Source organism: Motilibacter deserti (assembly GCF_011250635.1).
Lineage (GTDB): Bacteria > Actinomycetota > Actinomycetes > Motilibacterales > Motilibacteraceae > Motilibacter_A > Motilibacter_A deserti.
In genome coordinates this window covers 450558-464451 of record NZ_JAANNP010000002.1, presented here as the reverse complement: position 1 = coordinate 464451, position 13894 = coordinate 450558, and the positions used below count along the sequence as shown (strand labels likewise).

General features: G+C 75.1%; 16 protein-coding genes. 1 reads left to right on the top strand and 15 read right to left on the bottom strand.

Annotated features, from left to right (window positions below; translation table 11 throughout):
• Nucleotides 1-162 precede the first annotated feature (162 nt).
• Nucleotides 163-1218: a murein hydrolase activator EnvC family protein gene (locus G9H71_RS07140; RefSeq protein ID WP_231134287.1), complete on the top strand. Its 1056-nt coding sequence runs from the start codon at nucleotides 163-165 to the stop codon at nucleotides 1216-1218.
• Between the two features lie 87 nt (nucleotides 1219-1305).
• On the opposite strand, the gene whiG is transcribed toward G9H71_RS07140, so the two are convergent.
• The 15 genes from whiG to ffh all read right to left on the bottom strand — a co-directional run bounded on the left by whiG (nucleotide 1306) and on the right by ffh (nucleotide 13874).
• Nucleotides 1306-2097: an RNA polymerase sigma factor WhiG gene (gene whiG / locus G9H71_RS07135; protein ID WP_407939683.1), complete on the bottom strand. Its 792-nt coding sequence runs from the start codon at nucleotides 2095-2097 to the stop codon at nucleotides 1306-1308.
• A 72-nt stretch (nucleotides 2098-2169) separates the two neighbouring features.
• Nucleotides 2170-3105, bottom strand: coding sequence for a tyrosine recombinase XerC (locus G9H71_RS07130; RefSeq protein ID WP_331272805.1), 936 nt, complete (start codon nucleotides 3103-3105; stop codon nucleotides 2170-2172).
• A gap of 97 nt (nucleotides 3106-3202) precedes the next feature.
• Nucleotides 3203-4375: a DNA-processing protein DprA gene (gene dprA, locus G9H71_RS07125; RefSeq protein ID WP_166280104.1), complete on the bottom strand. Its 1173-nt coding sequence runs from the start codon at nucleotides 4373-4375 to the stop codon at nucleotides 3203-3205.
• Nucleotides 4376-4506: 131 nt separating this feature from the next.
• Nucleotides 4507-6072: a YifB family Mg chelatase-like AAA ATPase gene (locus G9H71_RS07120; protein WP_166280101.1), complete on the bottom strand. Its 1566-nt coding sequence runs from the start codon at nucleotides 6070-6072 to the stop codon at nucleotides 4507-4509.
• The gene (locus tag G9H71_RS07115) at nucleotides 6072-6524 is read right to left on the bottom strand and encodes a YraN family protein (protein WP_166280098.1); all 453 of its coding nucleotides are present in this window, start codon (nucleotides 6522-6524) and stop codon (nucleotides 6072-6074) included. Before G9H71_RS07115 ends, G9H71_RS07120 begins: the two co-directional genes overlap by 1 nt.
• Nucleotides 6525-6655: 131 nt before the next feature.
• Nucleotides 6656-6970 (bottom strand): DUF2469 domain-containing protein, encoded by a 315-nt coding sequence (locus G9H71_RS07110; RefSeq protein ID WP_166280095.1) that lies wholly within the window; start codon nucleotides 6968-6970, stop codon nucleotides 6656-6658.
• 35 nt (nucleotides 6971-7005) lie between these two features.
• Entirely contained in the window at nucleotides 7006-7899 is an 894-nt protein-coding gene (locus G9H71_RS07105) for a ribonuclease HII (protein WP_166280092.1), read from the bottom strand.
• A gap of 33 nt (nucleotides 7900-7932) precedes the next feature.
• Entirely contained in the window at nucleotides 7933-8448 is a 516-nt protein-coding gene (locus G9H71_RS07100; protein WP_166280089.1) for an NUDIX domain-containing protein, read from the bottom strand.
• A 10-nt stretch (nucleotides 8449-8458) separates the two neighbouring features.
• Complete coding sequence (lepB, locus tag G9H71_RS07095; protein WP_166280086.1) at nucleotides 8459-9376, bottom strand: signal peptidase I; 918 nt, start codon at nucleotides 9374-9376, stop codon at nucleotides 8459-8461.
• Between the two features lie 28 nt (nucleotides 9377-9404).
• Nucleotides 9405-9767, bottom strand: coding sequence for a 50S ribosomal protein L19 (gene rplS, locus G9H71_RS07090; RefSeq protein ID WP_166280083.1), 363 nt, complete (start codon nucleotides 9765-9767; stop codon nucleotides 9405-9407).
• 196 nt (nucleotides 9768-9963) lie between these two features.
• A complete protein-coding gene (gene trmD, locus G9H71_RS07085; protein WP_166280080.1) occupies nucleotides 9964-10764 on the bottom strand; it encodes a tRNA (guanosine(37)-N1)-methyltransferase TrmD in 801 nt (266 codons plus the stop codon).
• 2 nt (nucleotides 10765-10766) lie between these two features.
• On the bottom strand, nucleotides 10767-11396 hold the full coding sequence (gene rimM, locus G9H71_RS07080) for a ribosome maturation factor RimM (protein ID WP_231134285.1): 630 nt from the start codon (nucleotides 11394-11396) through the stop codon (nucleotides 10767-10769).
• A complete protein-coding gene (locus G9H71_RS07075; RefSeq protein WP_166280077.1) occupies nucleotides 11377-11619 on the bottom strand; it encodes an RNA-binding protein in 243 nt (80 codons plus the stop codon). Before G9H71_RS07075 ends, rimM begins: the two co-directional genes overlap by 20 nt.
• Nucleotides 11620-11621: 2 nt before the next feature.
• Nucleotides 11622-12116 (bottom strand): 30S ribosomal protein S16, encoded by a 495-nt coding sequence (gene rpsP, locus G9H71_RS07070; RefSeq protein ID WP_166280074.1) that lies wholly within the window; start codon nucleotides 12114-12116, stop codon nucleotides 11622-11624.
• A gap of 195 nt (nucleotides 12117-12311) precedes the next feature.
• A complete protein-coding gene (ffh, locus tag G9H71_RS07065) occupies nucleotides 12312-13874 on the bottom strand; it encodes a signal recognition particle protein (RefSeq protein ID WP_166280071.1) in 1563 nt (520 codons plus the stop codon).
• Nucleotides 13875-13894 lie beyond the last annotated feature (20 nt).

Below are 13894 nucleotides of genomic sequence, written 5' to 3'. Positions count from 1 at the left end.
CGAGGAGGTGCGGCCCGACGTTGCGGGCGTGCGAAGTCGGCCCGCACGAACGGGCCGCTAGCAGAAGTCTACGGGATCCCCAACCTGCTCCCCCACCCCGCACTCGTCCACAGCTTTGCCTCCACGCCCCTGTCCCGGCCCGTTCCGGGCCACGCTCGGGTCATGGGGCTCGGACGATCGGTGGGGGTACGGCTCGGGCGGGCGTGCGCGATGGGGCTCGGGCTCGCGGCGGTCGTCCTCGCGTCCCTTGGTTTGGCGTCCGTTCGGCTCGCGCCGGCGGCGGCCGCGGGGACGCCGGAGGTGGAGGCGGTGGCACCGGTGGGNNNNGCGCCCGTCGTGGCAGCGCCCGTCGTGGCAGCGCCCGTCGTCTGGACGCCGCTCATGGCGGCGCCGGTGGGGGCACGCGTCGAGGTGCCCGGTGCGGCACCGATGTGGCGCTGGCCGTTGGACGGGGTGCCGGAGGTCGTGCGGCCCTTCGAGCCGCCGCCGGAGCCCTGGCTCGCCGGGCATCGCGGGGTGGACCTGCTCTCGGCCGTCGCCGCTCCCGTTCGTGCCGCGGGCGCGGGGGTGGTGTCCTTCGCGGGCAGCGTCGCGGGCCGCGGCGTCGTCACCGTGACGCACGGGGAGCTGCGTACTACGTACGAGCCGGTGACGGCGACCGTCACCTCGGGCGACGTGGTCAAGGCGGGCGACGTCCTCGGCGAGCTCGCGGCGCATGCCGGGCACTGCGCAACGCGCAGCTGCCTGCACTGGGGCCTGCGGCGCGGGGAGGCGTACCTCGACCCGCTTTCGCTGCTCGCCCGGCTCGGCCCGGCGCGGCTGCTGCCGGTACCGCGTGGGGCGGGCGGCACGGCCGCTGCGGGCCGCGCAGCGGGCAGTTCGACGAAGGCGTTGAGCGACACGACCGTGGCACCGGGCGGTGCGGCGGCCAGCCGGGTCTCATCGGCACCGGGCGGCGCGGCCGCGGGCCCACGGGTACAAGCGAGAGGCGGAGCCAAGGGAGCGACGAGCGATGCGGCAGCCGAGGCCGGCCGGCCCGCGCCGAAACCACGGGCCACGGGCTCGGTGGCTCCCGCTCCGGCCAGCCCTCTCGCGGTGCGGGCGGGTGGCCGAGCGCCCGCCGACGGCGGGGACAGCGAACGGCCGCTCCGTGCCCTGGCGGGCGGAGCGGCCGTTGTCCTGCTGGCCGGCGTGGCGCTCGCGGGCCGGCGGCGCTGAGGCGGAAGGGGCCGAACTGTGCCAGGCGCGTCCGCCGGTGCAGCGTCCCGGCTCAGTCGTCGCTCCCGGCGAGCTCGCCGATTCGGGTCAGTCGTCGCTCTCGGCGAGCTTGCTGCGCAGCTGCAGCACGGCCTTGGTGTGCATCTGGCAGATGCGGCTCTCGGTCACGCCGAGGACCTGGCCGATCTCGGCCAGGGTCAGGCCCTCGTAGTAGTAGAGCGTCACGACGATCTTCTCCCGCTCGGGGAGCAGGTTGATCGCCTTGGCCAGCAGGTGCTTGGTCTCCTCGGCCTCGAAGGCCGCGACCGGGTCCTCGGCGCGCGGGTCCTCCAGCACCTGCTCGGGGCTGCTGTCCTTCTCCCCGCCCAGCAGCTCGTCGAGGGCGACCACGTTGACGTAGGACATCTGGCTGAAGATCTGGTGCAGCTCTTCGAGCTTGATGCCCATCTCCTGGGCGACCTCGGCCTCGGTCGGCGTCCGGTGCAGCCGCGCCTCGAGGGCGGCGTAGGACTTCTCGACCTCGCGAGCCTTGTAGCGGACCGACCGCGGGATCCAGTCGAGCGAGCGCAACTCGTCGATGATCGCGCCGCGGATGCGGTTGATCGCGTAGGTCTCGAACTTGAAGCCGCGCTCGAGGTCGAACTTGTCGATCGCGTCCATCAGGCCGAAGATCCCGTAGGACACGAGGTCGGCCTGCTCGACGTTCGGCGGCAGGCCGACGCCGACGCGGCCGGCGACGTACTTCACCAGCGGGGAGTAGTGGAGGATGAGGCGCTCGCGCAGCCGGACGTCACCGCCGGCCTTGTAGTCCTCCCACAGCTTCTGCAGGGCCTCCTCGGCCGCCGCGGACTCGTCGACGGCGGCCGGCTTCTCGGCCACGGGCGACGACTGGTCGACCACGATGGAGACCCCCTCCTTCCCCGGCGTGCGCCGGTTCCGCCCCGCCGCGGGTCACGCTCGCGGATGGGCGCGCTCGTACGTCGCCTTGAGTCTCTCCACTGAGACATGCGTGTATAGCTGTGTCGTACTGAGAGTAGCGTGGCCGAGCAACTCCTGAACGCTGCGGAGGTCCGCTCCCCCGTCCAGCAGATGGGTGGCGGCCGAGTGGCGCAGGCCGTGCGGGCCCAGGTCGGGCGCCCCGGGCACCTTGGCGAGCATGGCGTGGACGACCCGGCGGACCGTCCGCACGTCGATCCGCGCCCCGCGCGCGCCGAGGAAGAGCGCCGGTCCGCTCGCGTCGGTGCGGACGTCCGGACGCCCGCGCGACAGCCAGTCGTCGACGGCACGCAGGGCCGGGACGCCGAGCGGCACGGTCCGCTCCTTGTCGCCCTTGCCGACCACGCGGAGCACACGCCGGCTGCGGTCGATGTCGTCGATGTCGAGCCCGCACAGCTCCGCGACACGCACCCCTGACGCGTAGAGCACCTCGAGGATCGCGAGGTCGCGCAGCCCGAGCGGCCCGGTGTCGGCGACGGCTTCGGCCGCGGCATCGAGCAGCGAGCGGGCCTCCCCCTGGGTCAGCACCCCGGGCAGGGACCGCCCGCCGCGCGGAGTGGCGAGCAGCGCGCCCGCGTCCGTCGGCGCGAGCCCGGCCCGCGCCGCCCATGCCGTGAACGTGCGCGCCGCCGCCGCCCGGCGCGCCAGCGTCGCGCGCGCCCGGCCGGACGAGCGCTGCAGCGCGAGCCAGCTGCGCAGCACCGCGAGGTCCACGCCCGCCGGGTCGTCGCGGCCCATCCGCCGGGCGTGCTCGAGCAGGCCGCCGATGTCCGAGGCGTAGGCCCGGACGGTGTGCGCGGACGAGCCCCGCTCGGCCCGGAGGTGGCGGACGAACTCGTCCCGAGCCGACGCCAGCGCCGGGGGCAGCGGCGGGTCCTCCGGCTCGATCACGTGGCACACGGTGACCAGCGCGAAGCGCCTGGTCAAGCACCTCCGGCCGCACCGGCGTGCCGCGGACGGGCGGCCGACCAAGAGGAGACGCGCAGCCTCACCCGCGCCGACCGCGGTGCTCCCGTCCCGCGCGCCGCCAGCCACCCTCCGCCGGCTCCACCACCCCCTGCACGGCCATCCGCCCGAGCCGGGCCAGGACGTCGGCCACCGGCAGCAAGCTGGCTTGCGCCAGCTGCCCGGCCGGCACCGGGCTCAGCAGCGGCATGGCGTCGTAGACCCGCAGGTCCTCCGGGTCCAGGCCGTCGAGCGGCCCCGCCGGCGCCCGCCGTTCCGGCCGGCTGTCCGCACCGAGCCGCCCGACGATGTCGAGCACGTCGTCCCCGTCGGTCACCAGCGCGGCCTGCCTGGCGCGCACCTCCTCGTGGCACCCCGCCGACATCGGGCTCGTCACCGGCCCGGGCACCGCCATCACCTCCCGGCAGAGCTCCCGTGCGCGTTCGGCGGTGCTGCGCGCGCCGCTGCGCAGCGCGGCCTCGACGACGACGGTCCCCTGGCTCAGGGCGGCGAGCAGCCTGTTGCGCTCGAGGAACCGCCCGCGGGTCACGCCGGTGCCGGGCGGCACCTCGCTGATGAGCACCCCGTCGGCCGCGATGCGGCTGAGCAGCGCCTCGTGCGCCCGCGGGTAGGCGACGTCGACGCCGCAGGCGAGCACGGCGACGGTCATGCCGCCGACGGACAGGGCACCGCGGTGCGCGGCCGCGTCGATTCCGAAGGCGCCGCCCGAGACGACCGTCCACCCGCGCGCCGCGACCTGCCCGCTCAGCGTCCCCGCCACGTGCAGCCCGTACGCGGTGGCCGCCCGCGCGCCGACCACGGCCACCGAGCGCTCCACCGTCTCGGCGAGCCCGCCGTCGCGCGCGCCGCGTACCCACAGGGCGAGCGGACGCCGGGCGCCGAGGTCGTCCAGGGAGTCGGGCCACTCGGCGTCGCCCGGCGCCACGAGCCGAGCGCCGGCCCGCGCTGCCATGGCGAGGTCGCGGTCCACGTCGACCAGGCCGAGCCGGGCGCGGTAGGCGCGCGCCTGCCGTTCGGTCACCCCGTCGAGCCGGTCCGCGCGCAGCCGGTCGAGCACCTGCGCGGCTCCGAGCGCGTCGACGAGCGGGACGAGCGCCGTGGCCGGCGGCTCCACCACCCGCCCGAGCGCGACCAGCGCCCGGCGGTCGGCGTCCGCGGTCTGCGTGCGGCTCCCGCCGCCTGACCCCGGAGCCACGCGAGCCCCCGGTGGGTCGGAGCTCGTCCGGGCGTCCGGAGGAGCACCCGCGGGCCTGCCGTCCGGCGCGTCGCGCCCCGGGCCGCGGCCGCCGGACACGGGCGGGAGGGGCAGCCCCTCCTGACGGCCGTTCACGCCGCTGCCCCTGCCGCCGACAGCCGCAGCCCTACCGCGAGCGCCACATCGGAGGCGTCGGGCCGACCGCGGCCGGCGAGGTCGGCGAGCGTCCAGCTGACCCGCAGCGCCCGGTCCGCGCCGCGCAGCGTGAGGACTCCGCGCAGCACCGCTTCCTCGACGGCCCGGGCGTCGCGCAACCGCCACTGACTGCGCAGCTCGCGGCCGGGCACCTCGGCGTTCGTGCGCCACGGCAGGCCGCGGAAGCGCTGCGCCGCCCGCGCGCGTGCTTCCGCGACCCGCGCGGCGACGACCGCCGTCGGCTCGGCCGTGCCGGGCTCGAGGGCGCCGAGCCGCTGTGCTCCGACCGGCGGCAGCACCTCCACCCGGAGATCGACGCGGTCGAGCAGCGGGCCGGACAGCCGCGACAGGTAGCGGCGGCGCGCCAGCGGCGTACAGGTGCAGTCCAGACCCTTGCCGACCGCCCGCCCGCACGGGCACGGGTTGGCGGCGAGCACGAGGGTGGTGCGCGCGGGGTAGCGGGCCGTCCCTCCTGCCCGCGACAGGACCACGACGCCGGACTCGAGCGGCTGGCGGAGGGCGTCGAGGACCGCCGGGGAGAACTCCGGCGCTTCGTCCAGGAAGAGGACGCCGCGGTGAGCGAGGGACACCGCTCCAGGCCGGGGCACCCCGCTGCCGCCCCCGACGGTCGCCGCGGTGGTGGCGCTGTGGTGCGGGGCCTGGAACGGCGGTCGGGTCACGAGCGGGACGGCAGGGTCGAGCACGCCCGCGAGCGAGTGCACGGCGGTGACCTCGAGCGCGTCCTCGCGCTCGAGCGGCGGGAGCAGCCCGGGCAGCCGCTCGGCGAGCATCGTCTTGCCGGTCCCCGGCGCACCGACGAGGAAGAGCGCGTGCCCACCCGCGGCCGCGACCTCGACCGCCTGCCGGGCTTCCTCCTGGCCCACCACGTCGGCCATGTCCTTCTCGACCGCGGCCGGCAACGCCCGGTCGGCCGGCGCGGCAGCCTGCACCGGCTCCTCCTCCGGCACCTCCACCCCGCGCATCAACGCCGCCAGCTGGCGCAGCGAGCGCAGCCCGAGCACCTCCACTCCGGGCACCAGCGCGGCCTCGGCGGCGTTCGGCTCGGGCACGACCACCCGCCGGATGCCCGCCCTGGCTGCCGCTGCCACGGCCGGCAGCACGCCGCGGACCGGGCGCAGCCGCCCGTCAAGCCCCAGCTCTCCGAGCAGCGCGGTGTGGTCGAGCACCCGCGCGTCCAGGACGGGCTCGTCCTCCGGTGCGGCGCCCGCCAACAGGACGGCCACCGCGATCGCCAGGTCGAAACCCGACCCCCGCTTCGGCAGGCTCGCCGGCGAGAGCCCGACCGTGACACGCGACGCCGGCCAGCGCTCACCGCTGTTCATCACCGCCGCCCGCACCCGATCGCGCGCCTCGGACAACGCCGCGTCGGGCAGCCCCACCAGCACGAACGCCGGGAGCCCCGCGGCCACGTGCGCCTCGACCTCGACGACCGAGCCCTCCACCCCCACCAAGGCGATCGAGCGGGCCGTCGCGAGCGCCATCAGGCCACCCCGCGCAGGTGCTCGACGCGAGCGGGCCCCCGAGCCGCCCGCGTCACCGCCACCACGTCGATCCGCACCTGCGGCGGGTGCACCCCCCGCTCGGCGAGCCAGCGGGCCGCCAGCCGGCGCAACCGCGCCTGCTTGGCCGCCGTCACCGCCTCCTGCGGCGTGCCGAACGAGGCCGAGCGCCGGGTCTTCACCTCGCAGACGACGAGCGCGTCCCCGTCGCGCGCCACGATGTCCACCTCGCCCAGCTCGCAGCGCCAGTTGCGCTCGAGCACGACGAGCCCGGCCTCGGTCAGGAACCGCGCCGCGACGTCCTCGCCGTAGCGCCCGAGCGCGCCGCGCGCCGTGTGGCCACCCGGCGGCGGCCGCTCCCCCGCCTCCGCGCGCGCCGCCCCTCCGGACGCCGCGCTCGCAGTGTCATCTCGTGCCCTGCCCGTGCCGCCCATCGCCGCACCACCTCCACGACGAGCGTGGCCGCACGAGCAGGGGCCGGCGGGCGGCGCGAGACGATCTGTGGACGCAGCAGGGGCTGTGGACGCAGGGCCGCAGCGGGCGGACCGGCGGCCTCAGCGACGCCTCAGCTGGGCGACGGCGGCTCGAGGTCGGCCTTGGCCAGCTCCTCGACGTTGACGTCCTTGAACGTCACCACCCGCACGTTGCGCACGAACCGCGCCGGGCGGTACATGTCCCACACCCAGGCGTCGGCCATGCTCACCTCGAAGTAGACCTCGCCGCCCTCGGTGCTGCGCGGGGTGAGCTCGACGGAGTTGGTGAGGTAGAACCGGCGCTCGGTCTCGACGACGTAGGTGAAGAGGCCGACGACGTCGCGGTACTCCCGATAGAGCTGCAGCTCCATCTCGGTCTCGTACTTCTCGAGGTCCTCGGCGCTCACTTCGGGTCTCCCACGCTCAGCTTGGGGACGGGGCGTCACTCCGCCCCGACGATCCGGTCATTGTCCACCGCCGACGCGTCCTCGTCCGACGCCACGTCGGGGCCGTCCTCGTCGAACTCGTCGAGCATCTCCTCCTCGACCGGCTCGTCCCGTCCCGGGAGCCGCCAGGACCGGCGGTGCTGCTCGCTCGCGCCGTGCTCGGCGACGGCGGCCGTGTGCCAGGGGGTGGCGTAGCCGCGATTCTGCTCCCAGCCGAACGCCGGGTGCTCGCGGGCCAGCTCCTCCATGATCGCGTCGCGCTCGGTCTTGGCGAGGATGCTCGCCGCAGCGATGGACGAGCAGGTCATGTCGCCCTTGATGACCGTCCGGACGGGAACCTCGCAGGCCCAGCCACCGTCGGGCACCGACGGCGCATAGAGGCCCGCGGGGGCCTCCAGCGCGTCGGCCAACGAGAGCTGGGCCGACGGCCGGCGCAGGTAGTTGTGGTTGCCGTCGAGGAGCACCCACTCCGGACGGCGCGGCAGGGCGGCGACGGCCCGCTCGGCCGCCAGCCGCAGCGCGGCGAGGATGCCGTACGCGTCGATCTCCGCCGCGCTGGCGTGTCCCACTGCGCTTTCCGGCGCCCAGCGCCGGATGCGCGGGGCGAGGGCGGTGCGCGCCTCGTGGGTGAGCAGCTTGCTGTCGCGCAGCCCCTGCGGGCCCGGCTTGCAGTCGGCCGAGAGCAGGACCACGCCCACGCTGACCGGGCCGGCGAGCGCACCGCGGCCCACCTCGTCCATGGCCGCGAGCAGCCCGGCGCCCTCGCGCCAGAGCGAGCGCTCCAGCCGCAGGCTCGGGGGCGTGGACGCCCGGACGACGCGCTTCGGCGAGCGCCCTCCCCCCCGTCCGGAGGTGCCGCGCGGAGCCGGGACGAGCGAGCTGGCGGGCATGGCAGGCAGGCTAACCCGGGCGACTCCCCGTGCTCAGCTCCACCGTTCGACGCCCTCGGCGACGTGTCGCCCGGCGAGCAGCTCGGGAACGTGGTCGGCGAGCCGTCCGGGATAGGTCCGCAGGGCGCGCAGAGCGAGGAGCGGCTGCCAGGCCAGCCCGAGCAACGCGCCGGGGACCTCGGGAGTCGGGGCGAGGGGCCTGGTCCGGGCGTCGGCGGGCAGCATGACCAGATGGACGGTCTCCCGCTGCCACCGGCGGCGCCCCAGCCAGCGGAAGGTGGCGTAGCGGGTCCAGGCGATCGGCCCCACGGACGACCGGCTCAGCACGAGCCCGGTCTCCTCGCGGACCTCACGGACGACCGCGTCACGCTCGTCCTCGCCGGCCTCGAGCCCGCCGCCGGGCAGCTCCCACCAGTCCCCGAGCTCGGGGTCGGTCGGGTCGCACACGTGCAGCAGGAGGACGGCGTCGTCGGCGACCAGCAGGCCTTTGGCCGACCGGCGCCACGACTGGCCTGGCGGAAGGCCGTCAGGCCGCTCCCACCGCGCCACTCCGTCGCCGTCAGCGGCCGAGGTCGGCTCCCTGGCCGGTCGCGCGGTTGTCGATCTCGGCCTGCTCGAACGTCTCGGGCGTGCCGAGCGTCCGCCAGTGGCCGAACGGCCATACGACCACGAACGCCTTGCCGATGACCTTGTCGATCGGGACGAACCCGCCGCCCGGCTCACCCTGGTGGGCGCGGGAGTCGGCCGAGGCGTTGCGGTGGTCGCCCAGGACCCACAGCCGGCCCTCGGGAACGGTGACGTCGAACGGCTGGTCCGAGGGGTCGTCGCCCGGGAAGAGGTAGTCCTCCTCCTCGAGCGGCACCCCGTTGACCGTCACACGGCGCTGGGAGTCGCAGCAGGCCACCCGGTCGCCCGGGAGCCCGATGACGCGCTTGATGAAGTCGCGCTCGTCCGGCGGTGCGATGCCGATGGCACTGCCGACCGCCCGGACCGCCTTGGAGACCGGGTTGCTCGGCTCGTCGTAGGTGACCTCGGGTGTGAACGAGTCCACGCCGTTGAAGACGACGATGTCGCCGCGGTCGATGTCGCCGAAGCGGTAGGACACCTTGTCGACCAGGACGCGGTCCCCGACGCGCAGCGTCTCCTCCATCGAGCCGGAGGGGATGTAGAAGGCCTGGACGAGGAAGGCCTTCACGAGCATCGCCAGGATCAGCGCGATGCCGATGAGGACGGGCATCTCCGCCCACGCCGAGAGCCGCCGGCGCCGGTGGGGAGCCGGGTCCTGCGCGGGGTCGGCCGGACCGTCGGGGCCCTGCGCGTCGCCAGGGCCTCCGGCCCCGCCGGGCCCGTCGGCCGGGGGCTCGCCCCCGCCCGCGGGCGGGGGCGCGTCGGACCGCGGCTTGTCCAGCTCGTCCGGCGTGTTCGGGGGCCCCGGGACCTCGCCCGGAGCGCCCCCGCGCGAGTCCGTGGTGCTCATGCGCCCGCGGCCCGTTGCGTCAGCGAAGTCAGCGGCCCGAGCCGGCCGGCTCGCGCTTCTCCTTGATCTTGGCCTTCTTGCCGCGCAGCTCGCGCAGGTAGTAGAGCTTGGCGCGGCGGACGTCACCACGGGTGACGACCTCGATCTTGTCGATCACCGGGGAGTGCACGGGGAAGGTGCGCTCGACGCCGGTGCCGAAGCTGACCTTGCGGACGGTGAACGTCTCGCGCACGCCGCCGTTCTGGCGGCGGATCACGACGCCCTGGAAGACCTGCACGCGAGAGCGGTTGCCCTCGACGACGCGGACGTGGACCTTGAGCGTGTCCCCGGGTCCGAACGCCGGCACGTCCGTGCGCAGCGAGGCCGAGTCGAGCACGTCCAGCTTTTGCATGTCTGTCTCCCTGCAGGTGCCACAGGTCACCTGCGGTGTCGTCGGTGGAGCGGCCGCGTGTCAGCAGCTCTCGGTCGGTTCCGCGGTGGGCGGGCCGTCGACGGGGTCGATCGGCCGTGCCCGGTGGCGCCGTCCGTCGTCCGGCAAGCGCTCCCCTGTGGCAGGGCGCGGCCGACGGACCTCGTGGCGCGACGACCTAGTTTGACACACGCCCAGCGCTGCGGACCAACCTCGGCCCGGCCGGCTCCCACCCCTGCGCGGCCAGGACGGCCAGGTCGGCGCGGTCCAGCCCGTCCACGTCGAGGCGGGCGAGCAGGTCCGGACGTGTCGACGCGGTACGCCGCAGCGACTCGTCGCGGCGCCAGCGGGCGATACGGGCGTGGTCGCCGGAGACGAGGACGTCGGGCACGCCCAGCCCGCGCCACTGCGCCGGCTTGGTCCACGTCGGGGCCTCGAGCAAGCCGCCGGTGTGCGACTCCTCGGCAAGGCTCTCGGCGTTGCCGAGGACGCCCGGCAGCAGCCGCCCGACGGCCTCGACGACCACGAGGACGGCTACCTCGCCACCGAAGAGCACGTAGTCGCCGATGGAGAGCTCGTCGACGTCGTAGCGCGAGCGCGCGTCCTCGAGCACGCGCGCGTCGATCCCCTCGTAGCGCCCGCAGGCGAAGACCAGCCAGGGGTCTGCGGCGTACTCGGCGGCCACGTCCTGCGTGAAGACGCGCCCGGCCGGCGACGGGACCACGAGCCGAGGGCGTGCGCCCTCCGGGCCCTGCGCCAGCACCGCGTCGAGCGCGGCACCCCAGGGGCCGGGGGTCATGACCATCCCCGCGCCACCGCCGTAGGGGGTGTCGTCGACGCTGCGGTGCCGGTCGGTCGTGAAGGCGCGCAGGTCGTGCACGTGGGCCTCGAGCCGCCCGGCCTCCTGCGCCTTGCCGAGCAGGGACAGCTGCAGCGGGGCGAGGTAGTCCGGGAAGACGGTGACGACGTCGATGCGCACGGCTAGGCGGGGCCGGTCGCGGCAGGGTCGGCCCCGTCCGGCCCGGCCGGTCCGTCGGCCTCGTCGGCCTCGGGGACGTCGTCCAGCAGCCCGGCCGGCGGGTCGACGACGACGCGCCCGGCCACGAGGTCGACCTCGGGGACGATCTCGGTCACGAACGGGACGAGCGCCTCGCGGCCGTCGGGGCGGCGCAGGGCGAGGACGTCCTGCGCGGGCAGGTGGAGCACGTCCGTGACCTCGCCCACGGTCTCGCCACCAGGCAGCACGGCGGCTAGGCCGATCAGCTGGTGGTCGTAGTACTCGTCCGGGTCGTCCGGCTCCTCGTCGCGAGGGACGTCGACGAGGAGCAGGGTGTTGCGCAGCTCCTCGGCGCGCGTGCGGTCGTCCACGCCGACGAAGTGCAGCACCAGCCGGCCGGAGTGGACGCGCCCCGACTCGACGACGAGCGGCCCGCGCGCGGCCGGGTCCGTACGCAGCGACGCCCCGGCTGCGAAGCGCAGCTCGGGGTCGTCGGTGCGTACTTCGACCATCAGGTCGCCGCGGATGCCGTGCGCCCGGCCGATACGGCCGACCACCAGCTCGACGGTGTCGCTCATCGAGGCTGCGACGCGGTCAGCGCCGCTCGTCGACATCGAGGAAGTCGATGCGGACGGAGCGGCCGCCGGACAGCGCGCCCACGACGGTGCGCAGCGCGGTGGCGGTCCGGCCGTTGCGGCCGATCACCTTGCCGAGGTCCTCGGGGTGCACCCGCACCTCGAGCACCCGGCCGCGCCGGCCCTCCCGCCGGGCGACGCGGACCTCGTCGGGGTTGTCGACGATGCCGCGCACCAGGTGGTCGAGGGCGTCCTCGATCACTCTCAGGCCTCGGCGGGCTGGTCGACCGCCTCACCGGGGGCGTCGGAGCCACCCGCAGCGGCGCCGCCACCGGCGACCTCGGCGTCCGCAGCCTGCGGAGCCTCGTCCTTGGCCTTCTTCGCCTTCGGGGTGGTCGCGGCGCCGCCGGTGTCGCCACCGGTCGCCTTGGCGGCCTCGTTGAAGACGGCCTTCTTGTCCACGCGGGGAGCGGCGGTCTTGAGCGTGCCCTCCTCGTAGGGCAGGCCCTTGAACTTCTGCCAGTCGCCGGTCTTGGACAGGATCGCCGCGACGGGCTCGGTCGGCTGCGCGCCGACGCCGAGCCAGTACTGCGCACGCTCGCTGTCGACCTCGATGAGCGAGGGCTCCTCGGTCGGGTGGTACTTGCCGATGGCCTCGATGAAGCGGCCGTCGCGCTTGGTGCGCGCGTCGGCGACGACGATGCGGTAGTACGGCGCACGGATCTTGCCCATGCGCATCAGCTTGATCTTTACAGCCACGGGGGCAGGACTCCTCGTCGGACGCGGGTTGGGCGCCGTACACCCCGGGTGGGGACCGACGGCGGGGCGCCCTGCATGTGCGGTGGGCCGACGCGGGCGAGAGGGGCCTGCGCGCGGACCAGTGCCAGCGGTCGATTGTGCCAGATGTACGCGGCGCAGCCCAAGCCCGGCCGGGGCGACGGGCTGCGGGGACGGTCAGCGCCCGCCGGGAGGCAGCAGCCCCTTGAACTCCGCCGGCAGCTCGAAGGGCGCCGCCGCCCCGTCGCCGCCGAACGGCGACCCGGCCCCGAGCCCGGGGGCCTGCGCCGCGCGCTGGGCCGCCTGCTGGGCCTCGAGCGCGCGCTTGGCGGGGTTGCCGGAGCGGCTCTGCTTGCCGCCCTTGCCCTTCTTCTGCTGCTGGGCCTTGCCGCGCGACTTCTTCCCGAACCCCGGCATCCCCGGCATCCCCGGCATGCCGCCGGACGCCATCGAGCGCATCATCTTCTGCGCCTCGGTGAAGCGCTGGATGAGGTCGTTGACGGCCGAGACCGAGCTGCCCGAGCCGCGGGCGATGCGGGCGCGCCGGGACCCGTTGAGGATCTTGGGGTCGCGCCGCTCGGCCGGCGTCATCGACTGGATCATCGCCTGCGTGCGGTCGAGCTCGCGCTCGTCGATCGACTCGATCTGCTCGCGGAACTGCCCCATGCCCGGGAGCATCCCGAAGATCTTCGACATCGAGCCCATCTTGCGCAGCTGCTGCATCTGCCCGAGGAAGTCCTCGAGCGTGAAGTCCTGACCCGACAGGAACTTGTTGGTCAGGTCCTCCTGCTGCTGCTGGTCGAAGACCTTCGCCGCGCCCTCGAGCAGGGTCTGCAGGTCGCCGAGGTCGAGGATCCGCGAGGCCATGCGGTCCGGGTGGAAGACGTCGAAGTCGTCGAGCTTCTCGCCGTTGCTGGCGAACATCACCTGGCGCCCGGTGACCTTGGCGACGGAGAGGGCCGCACCACCGCGGGCGTCACCGTCGAGCTTGGTGAGCACCACGCCGTCGAAGCCGACGCCGTCGAGGAAGGCCTGCGCGGTCACGACCGCGTCCTGACCGATCATCGCGTCGACGACGAAGAGCGTCTCGTCCGGCTTGACGGCGTCGCGGATGTCCGCGGCCTGCTGCATGAGCTCGGCGTCGATGCCGAGGCGGCCGGCGGTGTCGACGACGACGACGTCGTGCTGCTTCTCCCGGGCGTACGCCACGGCGCGCCGCGCGACGTCGACCGGGTCGCCGACGCCGTTGCCCGGCTCCGGGCCGAAGAAGGCCGAGCCGGCGCGCTCGGCGACGATCTGCAGCTGGTTGACGGCGTTGGGGCGCTGCAGGTCGCAGGCGACGAGCAGCGGCTGGTGGCCCTGGCCGCGCAGCCAGCGGGCGAGCTTGCCGGCGAGCGTCGTCTTGCCCGCGCCCTGCAGGCCGGCGAGCATGATCACCGTCGGCGGCGTCTTGGCCAGCCGGATCCGGCGGGCCTCGCCGCCGAGGATCGCGATGAGCTCCTCGTTGACGATGTCGAGGACGCGCTGGGCCGGGTTGACCGACTGCTGGACCTCGGGGCTCTTGGCCCGCTCGCGGACCGCCGCGACGAACTCGCGGACGACGGGCAGCGCGACGTCGGCCTCGAGCAGCGCGACGCGCAGCTCCCGGGCGGCCGCGTCGATGTCGGAGTCGCTCAGCCGGCCCTTGCCGCGCAGGCCCTTGAACGTCGCGGACAGCCGGTCCTGAAGGGTGTTGAACACGGGAGCGAGGTCCTGCCTTC

Excerpts from the sequence above, each read along its gene's own strand:
- G9H71_RS07120 (WP_166280101.1), bottom strand. The coding sequence starts at position 6,072 with ATGGCGCTCGCGACGGCCCGCTCGATCGCCTTGGTGGGGGTGGAGGGC.
- G9H71_RS07115 (WP_166280098.1), bottom strand. The coding sequence starts at position 6,524 with ATGGGCGGCACGGGCAGGGCACGAGATGACACTGCGAGCGCGGCGTCC.
- G9H71_RS07105 (WP_166280092.1), bottom strand. The coding sequence starts at position 7,899 with ATGCCCGCCAGCTCGCTCGTCCCGGCTCCGCGCGGCACCTCCGGACGG.
- lepB (WP_166280086.1), bottom strand. The coding sequence starts at position 9,376 with ATGAGCACCACGGACTCGCGCGGGGGCGCTCCGGGCGAGGTCCCGGGG.
- rplS (WP_166280083.1), bottom strand. The coding sequence starts at position 9,767 with ATGCAAAAGCTGGACGTGCTCGACTCGGCCTCGCTGCGCACGGACGTG.
- rimM (WP_231134285.1), bottom strand. The coding sequence starts at position 11,396 with ATGTCGACGAGCGGCGCTGACCGCGTCGCAGCCTCGATGAGCGACACC.